This is a genomic window from Brachyspira intermedia PWS/A (genome assembly GCF_000223215.1).
In the GTDB taxonomy this organism is placed as follows: domain Bacteria; phylum Spirochaetota; class Brachyspiria; order Brachyspirales; family Brachyspiraceae; genus Brachyspira; species Brachyspira intermedia.
The window spans coordinates 3,042,534-3,063,103 of record NC_017243.1 but is presented as its reverse complement, the minus strand read 5'-3'; the positions used below and the strand labels follow the sequence as shown (position 1 = coordinate 3,063,103).

The 20,570-nt window shown below is 26.1% G+C and carries 20 protein-coding genes; 15 read left to right on the top strand and 5 right to left on the bottom strand.

From position 1 onward, the window contains the following. Positions 1-31: 31 nt before the first annotated feature. Positions 32-406: a hypothetical protein gene (locus tag BINT_RS13355; RefSeq protein WP_014489097.1), complete on the top strand. Its 375-nt coding sequence runs from the start codon at positions 32-34 to the stop codon at positions 404-406. Positions 407-478: 72 nt separating this feature from the next. Here BINT_RS13355 and BINT_RS13350 read toward each other — a convergent pair whose 3' ends face one another. From BINT_RS13350 to BINT_RS13340, 3 genes are all read right to left on the bottom strand, one after another. Next, positions 479-1,312, bottom strand: a complete 834-nt coding sequence (locus BINT_RS13350; protein ID WP_014489096.1) for a hypothetical protein — start codon at positions 1,310-1,312, stop codon at positions 479-481. Between the two features lie 276 nt (positions 1,313-1,588). Beyond that, positions 1,589-4,093, bottom strand: coding sequence for a tetratricopeptide repeat protein (locus BINT_RS13345; protein WP_041177500.1), 2,505 nt, complete (start codon positions 4,091-4,093; stop codon positions 1,589-1,591). Between the two features lie 243 nt (positions 4,094-4,336). Further along, a complete protein-coding gene (locus tag BINT_RS13340; RefSeq protein ID WP_041177499.1) occupies positions 4,337-5,518 on the bottom strand; it encodes an AGE family epimerase/isomerase in 1,182 nt (393 codons plus the stop codon). 184 nt (positions 5,519-5,702) lie between these two features. Here BINT_RS13340 and BINT_RS13335 point away from each other — a divergent pair, with 184 nt between their 5' ends. The 6 genes from BINT_RS13335 to BINT_RS13310 all read left to right on the top strand — a co-directional run bounded on the left by BINT_RS13335 (position 5,703) and on the right by BINT_RS13310 (position 9,241). After that, positions 5,703-6,575 (top strand): DUF438 domain-containing protein, encoded by an 873-nt coding sequence (locus tag BINT_RS13335; protein WP_014489093.1) that lies wholly within the window; start codon positions 5,703-5,705, stop codon positions 6,573-6,575. Between the two features lie 132 nt (positions 6,576-6,707). Continuing rightward, positions 6,708-7,415 carry an EcsC family protein gene (locus BINT_RS13330; protein ID WP_014489092.1) on the top strand — a complete coding sequence of 236 codons (708 nt, stop codon included), beginning with the start codon at positions 6,708-6,710 and terminating at the stop codon, positions 7,413-7,415. A gap of 18 nt (positions 7,416-7,433) precedes the next feature. Next, positions 7,434-7,820, top strand: a complete 387-nt coding sequence (locus BINT_RS13325; protein ID WP_014489091.1) for a DUF1232 domain-containing protein — start codon at positions 7,434-7,436, stop codon at positions 7,818-7,820. Positions 7,821-7,858: 38 nt separating this feature from the next. Then, a complete protein-coding gene (locus BINT_RS13320) occupies positions 7,859-8,266 on the top strand; it encodes an A1S_2505 family phage non-structural protein (RefSeq protein ID WP_014489090.1) in 408 nt (135 codons plus the stop codon). A 42-nt stretch (positions 8,267-8,308) separates the two neighbouring features. Then, entirely contained in the window at positions 8,309-8,905 is a 597-nt protein-coding gene (locus tag BINT_RS13315) for a hypothetical protein (protein ID WP_014489089.1), read from the top strand. A 78-nt stretch (positions 8,906-8,983) separates the two neighbouring features. Continuing rightward, on the top strand, positions 8,984-9,241 hold the full coding sequence (locus BINT_RS13310; protein ID WP_234944335.1) for a hypothetical protein: 258 nt from the start codon (positions 8,984-8,986) through the stop codon (positions 9,239-9,241). A 277-nt stretch (positions 9,242-9,518) separates the two neighbouring features. Here BINT_RS13310 and BINT_RS13305 read toward each other — a convergent pair whose 3' ends face one another. Then, a complete protein-coding gene (locus tag BINT_RS13305; protein WP_014489087.1) occupies positions 9,519-10,313 on the bottom strand; it encodes a flagellar hook assembly protein FlgD in 795 nt (264 codons plus the stop codon). 74 nt (positions 10,314-10,387) lie between these two features. Then, positions 10,388-11,992 (bottom strand): flagellar hook-length control protein FliK, encoded by a 1,605-nt coding sequence (locus BINT_RS13300; RefSeq protein WP_014489086.1) that lies wholly within the window; start codon positions 11,990-11,992, stop codon positions 10,388-10,390. Positions 11,993-12,090: 98 nt separating this feature from the next. Here BINT_RS13300 and BINT_RS13295 point away from each other — a divergent pair, with 98 nt between their 5' ends. From BINT_RS13295 to BINT_RS15270, 8 genes are all read left to right on the top strand, one after another. After that, on the top strand, positions 12,091-13,185 hold the full coding sequence (locus BINT_RS13295) for a hypothetical protein (RefSeq protein WP_014489085.1): 1,095 nt from the start codon (positions 12,091-12,093) through the stop codon (positions 13,183-13,185). Between the two features lie 4 nt (positions 13,186-13,189). Then, the gene (locus tag BINT_RS13290; protein ID WP_014489084.1) at positions 13,190-13,459 is read left to right on the top strand and encodes an EscU/YscU/HrcU family type III secretion system export apparatus switch protein; all 270 of its coding nucleotides are present in this window, start codon (positions 13,190-13,192) and stop codon (positions 13,457-13,459) included. A gap of 3 nt (positions 13,460-13,462) precedes the next feature. Then, positions 13,463-14,695, top strand: coding sequence for an HD-GYP domain-containing protein (locus BINT_RS13285; protein WP_014489083.1), 1,233 nt, complete (start codon positions 13,463-13,465; stop codon positions 14,693-14,695). Positions 14,696-14,704: 9 nt separating this feature from the next. Then, positions 14,705-15,070, top strand: a complete 366-nt coding sequence (locus BINT_RS13280; RefSeq protein ID WP_014489082.1) for a YraN family protein — start codon at positions 14,705-14,707, stop codon at positions 15,068-15,070. 10 nt (positions 15,071-15,080) lie between these two features. Further along, on the top strand, positions 15,081-15,209 hold the full coding sequence (locus BINT_RS15350; protein ID WP_012671505.1) for a hypothetical protein: 129 nt from the start codon (positions 15,081-15,083) through the stop codon (positions 15,207-15,209). A gap of 31 nt (positions 15,210-15,240) precedes the next feature. Continuing rightward, positions 15,241-16,203, top strand: a complete 963-nt coding sequence (locus tag BINT_RS13275) for a KpsF/GutQ family sugar-phosphate isomerase (RefSeq protein WP_014489081.1) — start codon at positions 15,241-15,243, stop codon at positions 16,201-16,203. Positions 16,204-16,864: 661 nt separating this feature from the next. Continuing rightward, a complete protein-coding gene (locus BINT_RS13270) occupies positions 16,865-17,482 on the top strand; it encodes a transporter substrate-binding domain-containing protein (protein ID WP_014489080.1) in 618 nt (205 codons plus the stop codon). A gap of 548 nt (positions 17,483-18,030) precedes the next feature. After that, positions 18,031-20,478, top strand: a complete 2,448-nt coding sequence (locus BINT_RS15270; protein WP_014489079.1) for an AAA family ATPase — start codon at positions 18,031-18,033, stop codon at positions 20,476-20,478. The last annotated feature ends 92 nt before the right edge of the window (positions 20,479-20,570 follow it).

Sequence of the window (20,570 nt, the reverse complement as noted above, 5' to 3'; positions counted from 1 at the left end):
ATAAATATTAATAGATTAGAGGGTTATATCTATGATTAAGAAAATAGCATTATTTTATTTATTTTTATTTGCTTTAATATCTTGTAATGCTAATAGCGACGGATCTACATCAGCATCTGCAAAATATAAAGAAGCTCCAAGAGAAAGTAAAGGCTTAACTAATTTTACAGGTATTTGGAATGCAAAATTTCCAAATAATGAATCAAGCATTGTAATAGAAAACGGAGAAAATGTACTATATAATGATTTAAAAGCTTCATCTATAGAAGATTTAGGAAATGATAGATATAAAATGACTATATCAGCAGATAAAACTTTTTCAGTTACATTGAAATTTAAATCAGATACTGAAGGAACAGTTGAAGATGATAATTTAGGAATAGGTACTTTAGCAAAATCAGAATAATAAATATTCAAATGTCATAATGTCTCTAAAAAGCCCCATTTTAATATGGGGTTTTTTATTATTAAATGATTTTTATTTTTCTATATCATTTTCATCATTATCATTTCCATCATTTTCTTCTTCGTCATCATATTCATCATCTTCATTTTCTTGCATACTGCTTGATACATAATCTCTATTTAAGAAGAATAATGTTGTAATAATCTGAAAATATGTATTAAATATATATAAAACTATCATAGCAATAAAATATGATAATAACCCCTCTCTGTTTTCTAGAGATGATGGAAAAAGAGTCATAGCAAATACTTGTTGAAATAAAAATATAAATCCTAATAAAAATAATGTTTTAAAGAATTTAGGCTTTACTAAATAAAAAGAATATTTTAAAGCATCTATTCCCCAAGTATGTCTTAAAGCACATATATTTTTAATGAACACAAAAAATACAATAAAAGCAATACCAGGCACTATAAAGAAAGTAAGTCCTAAAAATACTAATATGAAATATATAAAAGTTGTAAATATAGTAGGCAATAAAAATTTAAAGCTTCTTATGATAGCCCAAGTAGCACTTTTTACGTTTCTATAAATTAATCTTTCTACTAATAATGATACGGATATAATAGAAATTGTATCCAAAAATAAAGAAAGAAATATATTTATATAAAACCCTATGGTAACATCATTTTTGAACCAATTTATAAGGTCCTCATAAGTTTTTAATTTTTCAGGATCAAATGTGCTTATAGGAAAGTAAATTCCTGTTAGTATCAAAGGTAAACAGCATATTAAAGATAGTATAATAAAATTAATAAAGTTTTGTTTAAACAAAGAAAAAGCAAGAGTAAATAAATCTAAAGTTTCAAGATCTCTTTTTCTTAATTCATTTCTTAATGAAAACATATATTTCCTTATAAAATTAAAAATGTACTTTTTATTATCGTATAATTATATATAAATTAAAATTTTATAATAATTTTAACCTATAGTAATTTAAATTACAAATATATTTTTGTATATAAAGTGATGATTAAAATTATAAATTTTATTTAATTAAATGTTTTTATTAGCCCGCCCACCCACCCCCTAAACTTATTAAAAAATCATGCAAATAAAAAGACTAGGTTTCATTTAGAAAACCTAGCCTTAATTAACTAATATTAAAAGCACTAAATATTATTATCTTAAAGGAGCTTCTGATATAAGAACTTTTATATCATCTAATTTATTTTTATCAGTATTTTTTTCATGTAAAATTTTTCTTATATATTCAGCAAGCGATTCATTATTTTCAACTTTAGAACCTATTATAATTTCTTTTATATAATTTGTGTTTTGATCAAAAAGTTTTAAATAATCTATATAAAGTTTATTATTGATTTTATCTGCTTTTATTTCTTTAGATTTATAATCAGAAGTTACAAGCATTCTTAATTCCTGTTCTTCAAAAAATGCTTCATGCTTTATTATGTATTTTATATTTTCAAATAAATAATTATATAGTTTAGGATCAATATTTTTCTCTTTAATTTTTCTAGTATATTCAAATATTTTTGAAAATGCATATTTAATCTTATCTTCAATAGTATCGTCTTCTTTTAATTTTTTTCTATACTTCTTTATTTCGTTTAAATCTATAATATTACTTGAATATTTTAAATCTTCTTTATTGAAAACAAGTTTATTTAATTTTTCATTATAATAAAGCACCCAATATAAATTTCTTTTATTTTCTTCTTTTTCTTTTTTTATATTCGACTTATATTCAATATTTATGTTGCTTACATTTGAATCATAAGATGAAGTATATGAATCAGTAAAATATTCATCATTTTTAATACTTATATTATTTACATTAAAGTCATAATAAGAAAAAGGAGAAGTATATGAATCAGTAAAATATTTATTGTCCAAAACTAAACATATACCAGTAGCTTCTTTATCTTCTCTTTTACCATATAATCTAAACATTGTAAGAGAATCTCTGTTTCTTGAATATGATGTTTGCAATGTTACAATTTTTTCATCGCTTCCTATTTTTATATCTATATCATTCCTATTGAAAATACTTTCTAAAATATTTCCTTCTTTAGGATCATTAGCAGTTGATATATTATTTATTCTTATATTCCCTATTTCATCTGAATTTTCATTTTTACACCCTAATAATATTAATAAAAGATCTAATGATGTATAATGAGATATTTCTATATTTTCATCATCAGTATCGAAAGATAATATTTTAAGTAAAAAATATTCATATAAAATTAAATATTTAATATTTTTTATAAGTTCATCATCAAATTTTTTGCTCTCTTTAAAATGAAAAATTAAATTAGTAATAGGTTCATTTTTCCATAATTCTTTATTTTCATCCATAATTAATAGCTTAAAAAATTTATCAATATCATTATACTTATCAAATTCCTGAACTATTTTTATGATAATTATCTTGGAAGTATCATTATTATCTTTAGAAAATATTTTAAAATCATTAATAGCTTCCTTATATTTTCCAAAATTTGTTTTTAAGATTCCTCTATTAAAATATGCCTTATTATAATTTTTATTTAGTCCTATAGCCTTATTAAAATCATTAATAGCTTCCTTATATTTTCCAAAATTTATTTTTAAGATTCCTCTATTAAAATATGCCTTATTATAACTTTTATTTAGTCCTATAGCCTTATTAAAATCTTCTATAGCTTCTTCATATTTTTCTAATTTTACTTTTGTAATTCCTCTACTAAAATATGTTTTTTCATTGTTTTTATTTAACTTTATAGCTTTATTAAAATCTACTACAGCTTCTTCATATTTTTCTAATTTTGCTTTTGCAATTCCTCTATTGAAATATGCATTTTCATTATTGGGATTTAATTCTATAGCTTTATTAAAATCTTCTATAACTTCTTCATGTTTTCCTGATTCTATTTTTGCAATTCCTCTTGCTAAATATGCTTTTTCATTATTAGGATTTAATTTTATAACTTCATTAAAATCTTTTATAGCCTCTTCATATTCTTCTAAATATGATTTTGCAATTCCTCTTGCTAAATATGCTTTTTCATTATTAGGATTTAATTTTATAACTTCATTAAAATCTTTTATAGCCTCTTCATATATTTCCAATTTTGTTTTTGCGATTCCTCTATTAAAATATGCTTCTTCATTTTTAGAATTTAATTTTATAGATTTATTAAAATCTTCTATGGCTTCTTTATCTTTTTCTAATTTTACTTTTGCAAGTCCTCTAAAAAAATATGCTTCTTCATTTTTAGTATTTAATTTTATAACTTCATTAAAATCTTTTATAGCTTCTTCATATTTTTCTAAAGATGCTTTTGCAAATCCTATATTAAAATATCCTCTTTCATTCTTAGGATTTAATTTTATAATTTTATTAAAATCTTCTATGGCTTCTTCATATTTTTCTAATTTTACTTTTGTAATTCCTCTGTTAAAGTATGCCTTTTCATTATTTGGATTTAATTTTATAGCTTTATTAAAATCTTCTATAGCTTCATCATACATATTAATAATTGAATAAAGCTTTCCTCTATTAAAATATAAATCCTCATCATTATTATATTCTTCTATAGCTCTATTAACTAATTTTATAGCATCTTCTATTTTTTTTGATGATATTAATTTTTCTATTTTATATTTTAATGCATCTGTCATAAAATAATCCAAATATTTTTTATATATTATAAACTGCAAACTTATTTTATCAAACAATATAAATATTACTTTTAAAAATTTTTAGTATATAAGGTAATGATTGAAATTATGAATTTTATTTAATTAAATGTTTTTATTAGCCCGCCCGCCCACCCCCTAAACTTATTAAAAAATCATGCAAATAAAAAGACTAGGCTTCATTTAGAAAACCTAGCCTTAATTAACTAATTATATTTTTAAAAATTATTTTGCATTGATAGCATCTATTATTTCAGCACATTTCATATACATTCTAGGAATATGGAAAGGTCCTTTATACATATTGCCTTTTAAGTCAGTAGATATTCTTCCATCTCTGTGAAGATATCCGAACCATTCTCCGTATTCTGTATCAATGAATTTTTTAGTATATTCTTTTACCATGTCATGCTTTTCTAAATATTTGTCATCTTTAGTGAAATAATAGCAGTATAAAGCAGCAATAGCAGCTTCAGTCTGAGGCCACCAGAATTTCATGTCATGGTGATATTCGCTTTTAGGCTTTCCAAGTACGTCCATATATTGAATGATTCCGCCGTACTCTTTGTCCCAGCCCCATTCCCACATCCAGTCGAATATTTTAACTCCTAGGGCTTTTAATGTTTCATCATGTCCTCTTTCTATAGCTTCTCTTAATATAAACCAAGATGATTCTATAGCATGACCTGGATTTAATAATCTTCCTTCAAAGTGATCTTGTAAAGTACCGTCAGGATTGCATTGTTCAAGAACTGCTTTTTTATCTTCGTATAGGAAGAGCTGTATGTTTTTAAGAAGATTATCAATATATTTGTTGTAATAATCTTTATTTTCAGGATCAGCTTTTCTTAATTCCTGAACAGTAGCAAGCATTATCATAGGAGGTCCGAAAGCTATAGTAGGTCTGTTGCCTGCATCAAATTTTGGTATAAGAAGACCTTCTTTTTGATAGCGGTCTATATTATCAAGTATTTCTCTAGCCTTTTTAACATAGCTTTTATCTCCGCTCGCTCTTGAATATGCAGCCATAGCAACTAAGCAGAATGTTTCTGAAAAGTAATATCTCAATCTTTTTATGATAGGCTTTCCGTCTTCAGTAACTCTGAAATACATTCTTCCGTCGCCTGCTTTATCAAAACAATATTTTTCTAAGAACTCTATTCCTGATTTTGCAGCATCAAGATATTCTTGTTTTTTCTCAAAATCAGCATAAAGAGTTGATAATACCCAAGCAAATCTTCCCTGAAACCATACAGATTTATCGGTTTCTATAAGTCCACCTTTTCTGTCTAAGGCAGTGTAGTATCCGCCATGCTTTTTATCAAGTCCGTTTTTTAGCCAAAATGGAATGATATTGTCTTTTAACATGTGAAGATACTCGTTTTTTACTTCGTTTAAATTACTCATATAAAAATTCCTTAGATTTTATTTAACATAATATAATAATATTAACAGATTGATATCATAAAAGCAATATATAAAAACAATAATTAAAAAAATATTTTTATTTTATAAAAGTTGACTATTTTTTAGATATTATATACAATATGTTAGAGTAATCTAACAATAATAAAGTAGGAGTAAAATATATATGACAACTTTAGAATTTATAAATATTTCTGATAGCATATATGATCTATGCACTAAATATCCAAAAATTAAAGAAGCATTATTTGATTTGGGATTTGATAAGATAAAAAATCCAATAATGTTTAATACTGTATCAAAGATTATGACTTTGGAAAAAGCAGCAAAAATGAAAAATATTGATAATAATGAATTAAGAAAAAAATTAAATGAATATGGTTTTGAATTGAATAGTATATCAAATAAAGAAGATAGAAATGATATACTGAAATCGCTTATAGTAAAACTCCATTGTACAGGAGATATAGAAACTATAAAAAGAGAGTTTGAAGATAAATTGATTAAAGTGTCAGCAGAGGAAGTTCATAATGCTATGCATGAGCTTATAGATAATGGTATGAGTATAGATGAAGCTAAAAGATTTTTCTATATAAGAACGCTAGTTTTAAAAGATGCTATGGATAATAATACAGAAACTAATCATAAGGCCATAGATATTTTTGAAGAAGAAAACAGATGTATAGAAAAATTATTAAATGAAATTAAAAGTTATGATAATATTAATATATTAAATGAGCTTTATGATAATCTTAATAGGCACTACATCAAAAAGGAAAGTTTATTTATTGCATCTTTAAAAAAATATGGTAATGATGAGCCTTCAAAGGTGATGAGCAGAGTTGATAAAGATATATTAAATGAGTTAAAAGATATTATTGATTATGGTAAAAATAATAAAATTAATTCAGAAAATATAATTTTATTAAAAGAGCATATTTCAGATATGATATTCAAAGAAGAAAATATATTAATACCTCTTTGTGTTTCTATACTTTCAAAAGAAGATTTTGATAATATAGAAATAAAGTATAGTTAAAATACAAAAAATGATTATATATATAAAAAAGAGTAGCTATTATTTCAGCTATTCTTTTTTTATACATAATAAATATTTAATTGACTATTAATGTATATACTATATAATTTGAAAAGTTGGAGTTTATTATTTATGGAAGAAAAAAGTATTTTATCGTTTATAAAGATGGTATCCAATATGCCTCTTGTAAAGATAGATAAGCATAAATATTTAGTTGCAGCATTTGCATCAGAATATCCTTCACTTCTTCAGACTATATTAGAGAAAGGAGCTTATGATGCAGGAGTACCATTAAATATAATAGATACAAAATTAAGAGAAGCTATTAATTATGAAATAGCCAAATCATCAGCCATATCATTTGTTTCAGGACTTCCCGGAGGCATCGTTGGTATAGGGGCAGTTCCGGCAGATACTGCTCAATTTTTATGTCATGCTTTAAGAATAGTACAGAAACTATGTTATATCTCAGGACTTCCTAGTTTTACTTTAGGCGATTCGATGACAGATGATGAAGCTTGTCTTGCTGCCGTATATATTGGGGTGATGTTTGAAGATAAGGAAGCTATATTTGCTTTAAATAGCATATGGAAAGCTATAGCTGAAAAAAGTGCAAGAATAGGTTTTAGAGTAAGTTCTGTAGTAGGATATGCAGTTATTTCAAGCATATTAAAATCTATAGGTATAAAAATAGGTTCTAAGAGTTTTATGAAATCTGTTTCAAAGGCTGTTCCTCTAATAGGCGGTGCAGTGTCTGCAGGTTTTACATATACTAGTTTAAATAAAATGTCTAACAGACTTTATAATAAAATTAAGGAAAGCAAGTATTCAATAAGCTGATATTTTACGGATAATTATATGGCAAATGATAAAAATAACAAAGAAGATTATGTTGAAATAAATGAAGATGATATTGAAATATTAGGCGAAGACGGAATATATAGAAAGTACGAAGTATATAAAAGATATCAAAATAAAAATAAGATGAAGTTAAGATATTGGCTTCCTTTTATTACTGCTGTTATTTATACTTTATCGCCTATAGACTTAATTCCGGATAGAATACCAATAGGAAAATTAGATGATATACTTCTTTTAGTTATATCATTTATGTATGGTATTAAAAGAGCTAATTTTTCTTATAATCCTATAATAAATATAATTATTAGAAATATTATATTATCAATCACTATTACAGGATTTGTTATGATGATCATAATATATATACTTGCTGCATTATTATAGTTTTTTCTTTTTTGAATATTTATATAAGGAGTTCTTTTATGAATAGAATATCATCAAGCAATATAACAAAATTAGAGGATAATGAAGTATTTGTATTTGGAAGCAATACTCAAGGAGCGCATGGAGGAGGGGCAGCAAGATTTGCTATGAATTTCGGTGCTGTATATGGTAAGGCATTTGGGCTTCAGGGTAAAACATTTGCTATACCAACGGTTGATTATACAAAAAGCGGAAAGATGGCAGTATCTGAAATAAAAAAATATGTTGATAAGTTTTTAGCCTTTACTTTAGAGCATAAAGATTTAAAATTCTTAGTAACAGAAATAGGATGCGGTATAGCTGGTTTTAAAGTTGAGGAAATGGCAGAGCTTTTTAGAGAGGCTTTAAAAGATGAATATGATAATGTTTATTTGCCTCAAAGATTTGTCGATTATTTAAAAAGATAGTTTTTATAATTAATTTGTTTTATTTATTAGTAAGGTGTAAAAATGAAGACAAAAATATTTATATTATTAATGATTTTAATATTGGCTTTTTCTTGTTCTAAAAATAACCCTGTAAGTGCTTTAGGTACAGGAAGTGATACAGGTATAGAAAGCGGCGGCACTGATACTGGTACAGAAGAAGGTAGTGGAGGAGAAGACACAGGAACAGGCACTGGAGGGGAAGACACTGGTACAGGAACTGGAGAAGGAGATACAGGAGGAACTGATACCGGTGAAACTACTATTGGAATAATCTATGCCGGAACATATACAGGAAAAGCTGTAAAAACCAGAATAAATAATATAACTGAAGAAGAAAAAGTAGTAGAAGATGTAATTTTAGTAGTTAATAAAGATTCAACTGCAATATTCAAAACAGCTTCTTTAGGAGATTATACATTTGAAAAATTTGAAAAAATAGCTAACAATGACAGTTTATATGAATCTATTAAAAGCGATACAATGTTATTTTTATCATTTGATAAAAATACTGTAACTGTTAATTTTATAAAAAAAGAATCATCAAGAGAAAGCATAATATATGGAAATGGTCATGAATATGATAAGGGATACGGTGATTTGACTAAGGCAGATTATTAATTTAAATATATATAAATAAAAATAGTTAGGTTTTATTTATAAAGTTAAGCATTAAAAAATGAATAGAAAATATTTTTATTGTTAGCTTTGTTAGTATTGGTTTTTTCTTGTGCTAAAAACAACCCTTTAAACTCTTCAAATAACATTACGATTAGAAGCTATGAAGGAACATATACAGGAAAAGCAAAATACACAGTAATACCATCTACTGGAACGGATAGTATAGAAGAAAATGTAAACTTAATAGTAAATAAAGATTCTACATTAACTTTTAAAACTCAAAAGAAGATGATAAAAATTATAATTCTACAAAAACTGAAAATAATGCAAATCTAATATTATCTTTAACATTTGATGGAAATGTTAATGCTATTCTTATTATACAAGATACTAGCAGCGGAACATCTGAAAAATATACAGCTGATAAATTGACAAAGACAGCTTCTTAATATAAGAAAAAACTTTTTTATTATAGTAACTTCTAAAAATAAAAAAGCCCATGCTTATATAACAGGAGCTTTTTTATATTATTATATAATTGTTAAAATATACAAAAATAAAGCCCACAGAATATATAAAATATAATTCCATAGGCTTTAATTTATCAACAATTTTATTTCTTAATAGTTTTATTTCCGCTTTCTTTGCTGTTCATCAATGCTTCTTCAGCTTTCATCATACCAACAGTTTTTTCTGTTTTATTAAGATTAGCATTATCAGTTTTTGAAACCTCGCTTTGAGTAGCAGAATTGATTTCAGCTTCAATAGCAGCTCTCATATCACCAAACTCATTATTGATTCCTTCGCCGTTATTTTCATCGCCTGAAGGTCTTATAATTTGAGCCTTATCAATTAAAGAAGATTCAAATACTTTAGCAGCCTCGTCTTCGCTTTGAGCTTCTCTCACCTGAGAAACTGCAGCAGCCTCAGAAGCCATTAAATCACCGCTTGAATGTACTATCATAACATCTTCAGGACGAACAGTTATAAGTCCGTTATCAGTTCTAACGGCAAGTGCCACTCCTGTATCATTTTCCATAACCATTTCAACAGGGCCTAAGAATCTGTTTCCAGCCTCATCCATAACCTCAACACTCTTACCAAGCATAGAGTAGCCTGTTTGGCTTGAATAGAAAGTTTTCATAGAGTCAAGGTTCTTATTAACCTCTGTCATTTGTTCAACAGATGAGAATTGTGCTAATTGTGCAATCATATCTCTGTTGTCCATTGGAGCAAGAGGGTCCTGATGGCTCATTTGTACTGTAAGGAGTTTCAAGAAAGCATCTTTACCCAAAGAATTTTGTGTAGGATCTCTTTGGAAATTATGCTGTAAGTTAAAAGCTCCTACCTCTTGTTTTAATATTTTTATCTCTTTATCTGACATTCTTAAAGCATCTGCTGATATCATTTATACACTCCTTCAAAGTTATTTCTTCATAATTTATTTTTTATCTTTATAAATACAATAAGCCAATAAACCTATTAAATAAGTAAATTCAACTTTCTTTCAGGTACTATATATGCTTTTATATCGGCTTTTACTTCTTCTACATTATTACTATTTTCAGAAGCGAATCTGTTTCCTATAGCTTCTAATTCCTCGCCAAAGCCTCCATCATTAGGCATATCCTGTCTAAGCATTACATCAAAACCTTCTATATTAATGCCTATCTCGCTTAATGAAGTTATAACAGTATCTAAATTCTTAGTGAAAATATCTTTAACATCTGCATTATCTACAAATATTTTACCTATTAAATTGTCTCCGTCCATGCTGATTTTTAATCTTACTTTACCAAGATATTCAGGATTAAGACTCATTAATACTTCGCTTTTTCCATTATTAACAGCAACTTGAGCTTTCTCTACCAATTTACCCATTAAGTCTTGGAATTTTATCATATTATCAGTAAGGTTTGTGCTGTTATGAGTTTTGGATACATTATTGTTATAATGATTATATCCTTTCAAATTAGCACCCTCTGCAGAGTCTTTCATATTGATTATAGTAAGTTCTGCACCTTTATCATCTGAAATAGTATTATTTACAGTGCTGTTATTATTTTTCATTTCAGCAGCATCTTTTTTATCTGCATATTTATTTTCTATATTCATATCAATATTAGCATCTGCCATAGCATTATTATCAACTTGCATAGCATTATCTTCTATATTGATATCGTTAATATCTTTTGTTTCTATATTTTTGTCATTATCTTTATTGGAAGCAACTTTTATTTCTTTAACTTCTGGATTATCAATATCTTTTACTTCTATATTTTCTTCAGTATTTTCAGCTAAAACTTCTTTTTTATCTTCGCTGCCTTCATTTTCTATCATTGCTTTTAAAGCTTCTAAAGAGTCAATTAAATCTTCTAATTCTTTCTCATCTTCTTCGCTTAATTCTTCTGCATTCAAAGATTCTATTTGTTTTTTTATTTTTTCTATTTCTTCAGTATTTTTTGTATTTTCTTTTTTATCAGCTTTAGCTAGAATATTTTCTTTAGTATCAGATGTATTAACTTCTTTTGCATCAGCTTTTTTATCATTAGAAGTATTTTGTAAAAGGAGTTTTGCTTTTTCTTTTGTTAGTGCCAATTTTTCTTTAGCTGATACATTTTCTTCTTTATTGCCTGAAGCTAATTTTTCTGCTTTTGCTTCTATATTATCTTTATTAGATGAAGCATTTAATTCTTCTGATTTATTTTCTGCCTGTTCTTCAGCATTATTAACAGATTTTGCTTCTTCAGCATTGTCTGAAGTTTCATCTGTTTTTTTAGCAGCATTTTCGCTAGATGAAGAAACCTTTTCTTCTATAGTAGTATTTTCTTCAGCATCATATTGATTATAATCGTTATAGTAATCATCATAACTATTATAATTATTTTCTGTTTGATTTTCTTCAGTATTTAAGTGTCTTTCTATTTTATTAGAAACACTTGAAGGAGCAGAATAATCTGTTTGAGTTTTATTTAGCATATTAGCAAAAGAATCATCATAGCTATAATTATTCAAATTATAAGGGCTATTATTAGATGAAACATTAGTATCAACAAAAGATAATAAGTTGCCTAATCCATTTACCATAATTTACTTCCTAATTATTAGTTTTATTACTATATTAATATTCGGAAGTATATAAATTTCCTTTATAAAAAATAACATAATATTTGAAAATTATTTTTATGTTTTATAATGATAATATGCTTAATATAAATAGTAAATATTTTAATCTCATAACCAATAAAAATAATGCTCAAATCAAAGACGGCGATGTGGTAAGATATTCTATAATGAGGAAATTAGATAATGATAAAGCATTAATAAATGTTATGGGCAATAAATTAATAGCATTATTTAAAAACGGCATGACGGATAAAGGCTTTGCTTTAGTTAGTAAAAAAAACGGTGAAGTAACTTTAACTATACTCAAAAATGCGGAAAGTTTGAAAGAAGCAAGAGAAGGCATACAAAATAAGAACAATGCGAATGTTTTACTTAACATAACTGAGAATAATTCAGAAGTTTCAACTATGCTGTCTCAGAAAGGTATAAAGCCCAGTCATGAAAATATAAGATATTTTGAAACTATACTTAAATACCTTCCGGATTTGGACAGCGATAAAAAAAAGTTCATACTAAATGCAATGTCTAACGGTGTATATTTAACGGTAGAAGAAATAAACTCTTTAGGAAATATTTTTAAACAATTTAACGACATAATAGGCTATATAAAAAACTCTAACAAAAATACTGAAATAACCGAAATATTACTAATGCTTGCTAATAGTGTTATTCAGGGTGATGATAATAACTCCAATAATACCATTGCAGAAAATTTGAATAACTATATAAATACAAATGCTAGTTTTAATATATGGTTTATGCTCTTTGATATGCTTCATGGTGAGTTATCTTCTGATAATTCTAATATGATGATGCTTATGCTGAAAATTCTATCCGCAAATAGGAAAAACAGAAATTTTAATGAAACTGCATTTATGATTCCTATACCATTTGTTATAGACGGCGAAATTAAAGATGTATTATTATATATTAGTAAAGATGAAAATAATAAAAACAGATTAACATTTGTAGTTTATAATGATGATAAAGAACTATGTAAAATAGATATCACTAAAGATGAATATGAGAATAAATATTTGATTACAGTTAAATTTTTTGATAAAAAGTTGTATAATAAATTAAACCGTATAAAAGAAGATATGGAAAAAGAATTAAGTATTTTTGATAATATAAAAATGAATTATGAAGGCTAAGTAAATGAGCAAAGATAATAAGGATATAAAAAATGCTGCTGCTTTATTATATAATAGAGAAATGCATAATGCTCCTATAGTTATATCCAAAGGAAATAATTATTTAGCTAAAAGAATGGTTGATATTGCAAGAAAGCATAAAGTGCCTGTTATTTCTGATGAGAATACGGCTAAGCATTTGATGCAGTTAGAAATAGGGGAGGAGATACCTTATTCACTTTATGAAGCTGTGAGTATAATATTAAAATATATATATAAATTAAAGGCAGAATAAATAATGGCAAAATTAATAAAAATAAATATCCAAGATATCAAAACAAAAGCTGAAAAGAAAGATATATACTTGTATAATGATTTTCTTGCATCTACAGGATATATAGACCTCAAAGAAGATGATATGCAAAGGTTTCAGAAATGGGATATCAATGAAGTATTTATGGAGGATAATACTTCTTTAGATATGGAAGTATCTGCTGACTTTGATAAATTTTTGAGGGAATATAAAGTATTCAAAAAAATATATTTAAATGTAATTAAAAAAGTTAGAAATAATTTGGGCGGATATAAAAATAATAATTTAGTTAATATGAATGAACTAAATGAAATTTTGGACGAGGTTTTGGATATAGTTAATAGAAATTTAAGCAGTGTACTTCAGCTTCTTAATTTAACTGGTTTGCCTAGAGCCGATGAATATTATATAAGGTCTTTAAATGTTTCTTTAATATCTATGATTATCGGACGTGCCATGAAGTTCTCCGAAAACAGGGTAAAAAAATTAGGTATAGGTGCTATACTTTATGATATAGGGCTTGTAAAAGTTCCAGATAAAATATTGGAAAAAATAGGAAAATTCACTCCGGAAGAATATACTGAAATAAAAAAACATACAGTTTACGGATATAAAATTCTTAAAACTAGTTTCAGGTTTGAAGAAGATTTGGCTATGATATCTCTTATGCATCATGAGTACTATAATGGTAAAGGATATCCTAGAGGACTTTCCGGCAATCAGATAAATTTATATTCAAGAATAATTGCAATAGCTCATGCTGTTGAAAAGATGCTTAAACCTATAAGAATAGCATCTTCTAATACTAAAATAAAAGATAATAAATCTACATTTAGTTTAATGCTTGAAAAGAGTAATGCAAATAAAAAGAAAGATATATCATTATACGATGCAGTTAAAGAGATTATACATGGAGCGAATACCAAGTATGATCCTAATATATCAAAAACTTTTGTGAGTATATTCACTGTATATCCTATAGGTTCTATAGTTCTTTTGAATGATAAAAGAAAAGGATTTGTTTTTGCTACTAATCCTAATTTTCCTATAAGACCTATAATAAAAATAGTTTCAAATGAGAATGGTGAATTTACTGATGATGGAGAAACTATTAATTTATTAGAAACTAATCAGCTGTTTATAGCAGGTGTTGATAAAGATAATAATTTCTTAGAGGAGGTAAGAACTAAAATATTAGACACTGAAGAAGAAAAGTAATATTAAAAAATGGCTAACAAAAAAATTATAGGCAATCTAGGAGAGGATATTGCCTTAAAATATCTCGAAGGACTTGGATATACCTTAGTAGAAAGGAATTTTAAAGGTAAGAAGACAAGAGGAGAGATAGATTTAGTAATGACAAAAGGAGTTGTTATTGTGTTTATAGAAGTTAAATATCGAAGACAGGGAAGTTTTGGATATGCAGCTTGCTCAATATCAGATCGCAAAAAGAAGAAGCTATATGAGACAGCTGAAGAATACTTAATTGAAAAAGGATTAAGTTTTAATCAAAAATGTTCCTTTGGGGCAGTTCTAATAGACGATACCCATTATAATCGTGAAATATCATTCATTGAAGATATATTTATTTAGGGGTATCGACATGAAAACAGCAGTAAAAATTAACCCTGAAAAAATAGATCTTTATAAGAAAAAATTAAAAGATGAAAAGTATATAGATAAAGCTATAGAGAGATTAGCTGGACACTTAATAAGTGCAGTAATAGATTAAATAATTAATAAGCGGATTTTGGTGCATTTGTATGAATATAATTGAACGAGGAAAAACTACTCTTTTACTTGAAAGTGAAAATCTTAAAATGTTGTCGGATAAATTAGATAGCAATTTTGAAAATGCAGTAAAAGAGTTATTTAATATTAGAGGCAGAGTCATAACTTCAGGAGTAGGAAAGAGCGGACATGTAGCAAGAAAGGCAGCGGCCACTTTTGCATCCACTGGTACTCCAAGTTTTTTTGTTGATCCTAATGAATGTATGCATGGTGATTTCGGTATGATTACAAAAGATGATTATTGTTTGCTATATTCTAAAGGCGGTGAATCACGTGAGATTATAGAGCTTGTAAATTGGTTATGCAGACAGAACATACCATACATTGCAATTACAAATGATATTAATTCTACACTTTCTAAGAATGCTAAAATTACATTGCTTACTTATGTTAAAGAAGAGGCTTGTCCTTTAAAATTAGCTCCTACTGTAAGCACTACAGCATCTTTAGCTTTATCTGATGCTTTGGCTACTGCATTAATGGAATTGAGAGGATTCAGAGCGGAAGATTTTGCAGTGTTCCATCCGGGAGGAAGTTTGGGAAGACAGCTTGCAAAAGTTAAATCTATTATGCATACTGAAAATTTGCCTATTATTTTTCCGGATACTTCATTGCAGGAGGCTTTATTTAAAATCATAGAATGCAAGCTCGGAATAGCCATTGTTGTCGATGATAAGAACGTTTTAAAAGGAATAATAGTAGATGGGGATTTAAAAAGGCTTCTTGTCAAAGATGATGATATAAAAAATATACTTTCTAAAGAAGTTAAATATATTATGAACACTTCTCCTAAAGTCATTTATGAGGATACTCTTATCGGAGAGGCTTTACATATCATGGAAGGAAAGATTACCAATTTGGTAGTAGTAAACAATAATAATAATCCTATTGGTATAGTGCATATACATGATATTTTGAAGATAAAGGCTTTTTAAATCATAAATATTCAAAACGCACGGTAATTTATATGAGTAATTCAATTGAAATTCTATATCATAATAATTTAATCGTGCGTTAATATAAATCAAAAAATTACAAAACACTTGGGTGGGTGCTTTAATTTCTAATTAAAATTTTAAATATAATCAATATTATAATTAAAAATATAGTTTTAAATTTTTAAGGGTGGGGAATTAAAATAAGTTTTAAAATTTAATTACACTTGCCCGCCCTTTAGGATTTTAGTTAATTCTGATATTTTTGAATAATTATTTTTTAACAATATCAACTGTTATTTTAGCTGCCCGCCCAAGAGTTTTGAAATTTAAAGTCTATACTCCGCACGCAAAGCAAAGCTAAAAATATAGAATTATTTGAAATTAAAATTTTTATTATATTTATAAATTAGCTCCCCGTGCGTTATTTATAATACTATACATCTATTATATAAAAATAATTGCTTGACTTTTTTCAGATATACATTATTGTTAAATGCATATCTAAAAATATTTTTGTACAAATGAAAAAGATTATTATTTTTTACTATTTACTTTAATAACTTTTACCGCCTGTAGTAATTATTCCAATACAAATAATTCAGAAAATATTGCAACTAATGAAGCATTAAAAGTAGGTATATATATTTATGATTATCCTATGCCTCATTCAGATACTGATGATATAGGCGGTTTTGATTATGATTTAATGAAAGAGGTAGCTAAAGTATCAGATTTAAAAATTCAATTTGTTACAATGCAGTTTGATGATCTTATTTCGGCACTTAATAAAAAACGTATAGATATTATTATAGCTGCTATGACAATAACAGAAGATAGAGAAAAACTTGTGAATTTTTCTGACAGCTATCTAACAGCTGGTCAAAGCATTGTAGTAAATAAAGGAAATACGAATATAATAACAACTAATGATTTGATAGGAAAAACTATAGGTGCTATAAAAAATACTGTTTCTGATATTACAGCATCAAAAATAGAAGGTGTTCGTCAAGTGATAAGATTTGATATTGCCGGAAGTGCTTTTCTGTCTTTGAAAACAGGTAAAATAGATGCTATGGTAGTTGATAAACTTACTTGTATTAACTATCTTCAATATGATAAAGATTTAGAAATAGTTGAAACTATAGAATTCCCAAAAATGGGATATGGTATAGCTGTAAGAAAAGAGGATACTATTTTACTTAATAAGATTAACAAAGGTCTTCAAGAAATAATGACTAATGGCACTTATCAAAAATTAGTAGATAAGTATTTATAATAATTTGATTTACATTTGCCCGTACTTTAGGCTTTCAGCTATTTCTGATATTTTTGTATTATTATTTTTTATTATTGCTAATAAAAATTGTTCGTTTGCTATGCGTGCTACGGCAAAGGCTATGTAAAGTAAACTTGCCAGAGGCTCACAATTTTTATAATTAGCTTTACAATATTTATCAACTATTATTTTAGCTGCCCCACAAGTTTTTTTAATTATAGTCTATTCACCGCCTCTATAGCAAAGCTAAAAATATAGAATCATTTGCAATTAAAATTTTTATTATATTTATAAATCAGTTAATCGTGCGTTAAATATATTTTCGATTTAATTAACGATTGGGTGGGTATGCTTTTTCAATTTAAATACCAAAATAAATGAAGCTTAAATTTATAATTAAGCTTTAAATTTTATAGGGCGTGGTATGTAAATAAAGTTTTAAAACATAATTTGTATAAGGAAGTATTATATAGTACATTGAATTTATAAGAAATATTTATATAATAGTTAAAGTTTTAATAGTTATATAAAACATTAAGAGTTTTTATATGAATAATTTCTGGGTAATAAATACAAGCAATTTAAAATATAGTAAAAATATAAATGAAAACCAAATTCCTAGTTTTTTAGATATTATGGAAAGAGAACATATATGTTTATTTGGATATTTCGATAGTAGCGGTCAAACATTTAAAAATAAAATAGAATTAGGTGATATTATAATAGTAAGTCAAAGAGGAATTAGAGAAGCTTATAAAAGAGATCCTGAACATAATTATTTTTCAGGTATAGTAAATTCAGATGCTTATTTATGTCGCTACTACGATAATGATTTTCAAGCTAGAAAAATAAAAAAATTCATTTCATTGAAAGGCAAAAAACTAACATTTAAAGAAGATAGTATATCTTATCCAACTGTACAACCTATTTATAAATTAAAAACAAGCAATGATAAGGATAAAATATTAATAGATGAAATAAAAAAAATAATGGATATAAATATGATAAAAGAATGTAAAGAACTGTTAGAACAAAATTATAATCTTATACTCACAGGAGCACCGGGAACAGGAAAAACCTATTTGGCTAAAGAAATAGCTAAAGAAATGATGAAGGATAATACTACACAAATTAAAGACTATAAACAATTTATAATTGACTATTATAATAAAAATAAAGATCGTTTAGAAAAATTGAAAAAAGAAGGAGATGAATTAAGAGAACAATTTAGAAAAAAATTTCCTATAGAGAGTTTGAAAAATATAAGCATAGATGATTATGCTGTAGGCAGAGGAGATAAAAATTCTTTTTGTTATTGGATTGAATACGGACTTAAAAGGGAATTATTGGATAACTTTTCTGCGCTAGGTTCTAAATCATCATATATTTTATATTATGATAAAAAAACAGGTAATTTGGTAAATGAAACTGATAAAACTGATGATGAACTTATAAAAGAAATAGGCGAAGAATTATATAAAATGGCTACAATAGAAAATTATGATGACAAAGATTCAGTATTTAATAAACGTAAGAATTATTTGTCAATAAAAATATATAATACATATCACCCATATACATATTTTCCTATGATGTCAAATGAAGACATTCTTAGTATATGTGATATATTTAGTATAGAAAAAGATAATAATATATATAAACTAAATAAAAATATAAAAAGTTTTTTTGATAATAATTTAAAAGATATTGATTCATATATAATTAAAATAATATTATCGGAGAATATTAAGCTATTAGAAGGAAATACTGAAAATATTAATTCTAAAGAATTAGACTATGGATTTGTGCAGTTTCACCCATCTTATGATTATACAGATTTTGTTGAGGGGTTAAGACCTATTAAAGATAGTGACGGAAAAATTGGTTTTGAAAGAAAGGACGGAGTTTTTAAAGAGTTTTGTAAAAAGGCACTCAAGAATTTAATTGATAGTAAGAAAGAAGTATCAGAATTAAATAAAGATACTATTATAAAAAATAATTTGATTAGATTCATAGATGATGTTTCCAATATAATAAATGAAAAAGGATATTTTAAAATTGATGGTATTGATAGGAAAGCAGCACCATTAAAAGAAATAAACTTATATGATACGGATATGTCATTTGATATTGATACTAAAAGTGCTCATAAGATTAAGAAAAATTTAGATGACATGGTTAGATTATATAAAATATTTATTAGTAAATCCATTAGTGAATGGAATAGAAGTATGTTAATATCAGCATTTGGATTTGAATCTTTTATAACATATGTATATGGTTTTTTAAAAGCATTCTATGAAAAATATAATTCTAAAATAGAAGAAGAAGTTAAAAATAATACCAATACAGTAGAAAAAGTTCAAAAGAAAAATTTTGTATTTATAATAGATGAAATTAACAGAGGGGAGATTTCAAAGATTTTCGGAGAATTATTCTTTGCTGTTGATCCCGGATACAGAGGTATTAAAGGAAAAGTTCTTACTCAATACTCTAATTTGATAGATGAGGAATCAGAAAAATATTTTTATATACCAGAGAATGTTTATATAATAGGTACAATGAATGATATTGACAGAAGCGTTGAGAGTATGGACTTTGCTATGCGTAGAAGATTCGCTTGGAAAGAGGTTAATGCCAAAGAAACACAAGAGAATATATTAAAAAGCTTAGATTCAAATATAAAACAAAATGCAATTGATAGAATGAATGCTTTAAATAATGCAATTAGCGAAATAGAAAGTTTTAATTCCTCTTATCATATAGGAGCTTCTTATTTCTTGAAATTAGAAAATTATTATAAGAGTTCAAGTGATAATAAAAACAAAGCATTTGATATGCTATGGGAGAATCATTTGAGAGGACTTTTGTATGAGTATTTGAGAGGAATGCCTGATGCTGAAAATAAACTTGATGAATTAAAAAAGTCTTATAATTCAGGTTGCGATAATAATACACAATCTGATAGTAATACATCACAAGATAGTAATAATTAAAATTTAAATAAACAAAATGATAGTAATTGATATTATAACAATTAATAATTTTTTAATATATTTATTTCAATGCAAAATAATAATAAGCTATG

Coding starts and splice junctions, on each gene's coding strand:
- BINT_RS13355 (WP_014489097.1), top strand. CDS start 32: ATGATTAAGAAAATAGCATTATTTTATTTATTTTTATTTGCTTTAATA.
- BINT_RS13350 (WP_014489096.1), bottom strand. CDS start 1,312: ATGTTTTCATTAAGAAATGAATTAAGAAAAAGAGATCTTGAAACTTTA.
- BINT_RS13345 (WP_041177500.1), bottom strand. CDS start 4,093: ATGACAGATGCATTAAAATATAAAATAGAAAAATTAATATCATCAAAA.
- BINT_RS13340 (WP_041177499.1), bottom strand. CDS start 5,518: ATGAGTAATTTAAACGAAGTAAAAAACGAGTATCTTCACATGTTAAAA.
- BINT_RS13335 (WP_014489093.1), top strand. CDS start 5,703: ATGACAACTTTAGAATTTATAAATATTTCTGATAGCATATATGATCTA.
- BINT_RS13330 (WP_014489092.1), top strand. CDS start 6,708: ATGGAAGAAAAAAGTATTTTATCGTTTATAAAGATGGTATCCAATATG.
- BINT_RS13325 (WP_014489091.1), top strand. CDS start 7,434: ATGGCAAATGATAAAAATAACAAAGAAGATTATGTTGAAATAAATGAA.
- BINT_RS13320 (WP_014489090.1), top strand. CDS start 7,859: ATGAATAGAATATCATCAAGCAATATAACAAAATTAGAGGATAATGAA.
- BINT_RS13315 (WP_014489089.1), top strand. CDS start 8,309: ATGAAGACAAAAATATTTATATTATTAATGATTTTAATATTGGCTTTT.
- BINT_RS13305 (WP_014489087.1), bottom strand. CDS start 10,313: ATGATATCAGCAGATGCTTTAAGAATGTCAGATAAAGAGATAAAAATA.
- BINT_RS13300 (WP_014489086.1), bottom strand. CDS start 11,992: ATGGTAAATGGATTAGGCAACTTATTATCTTTTGTTGATACTAATGTT.
- BINT_RS13295 (WP_014489085.1), top strand. CDS start 12,091: ATGTTTTATAATGATAATATGCTTAATATAAATAGTAAATATTTTAAT.
- BINT_RS13290 (WP_014489084.1), top strand. CDS start 13,190: ATGAGCAAAGATAATAAGGATATAAAAAATGCTGCTGCTTTATTATAT.
- BINT_RS13285 (WP_014489083.1), top strand. CDS start 13,463: ATGGCAAAATTAATAAAAATAAATATCCAAGATATCAAAACAAAAGCT.
- BINT_RS13280 (WP_014489082.1), top strand. CDS start 14,705: ATGGCTAACAAAAAAATTATAGGCAATCTAGGAGAGGATATTGCCTTA.
- BINT_RS15350 (WP_012671505.1), top strand. CDS start 15,081: ATGAAAACAGCAGTAAAAATTAACCCTGAAAAAATAGATCTTTATAAG.
- BINT_RS13275 (WP_014489081.1), top strand. CDS start 15,241: ATGAATATAATTGAACGAGGAAAAACTACTCTTTTACTTGAAAGTGAA.
- BINT_RS13270 (WP_014489080.1), top strand. CDS start 16,865: ATGCCTCATTCAGATACTGATGATATAGGCGGTTTTGATTATGATTTA.
- BINT_RS15270 (WP_014489079.1), top strand. CDS start 18,031: ATGAATAATTTCTGGGTAATAAATACAAGCAATTTAAAATATAGTAAA.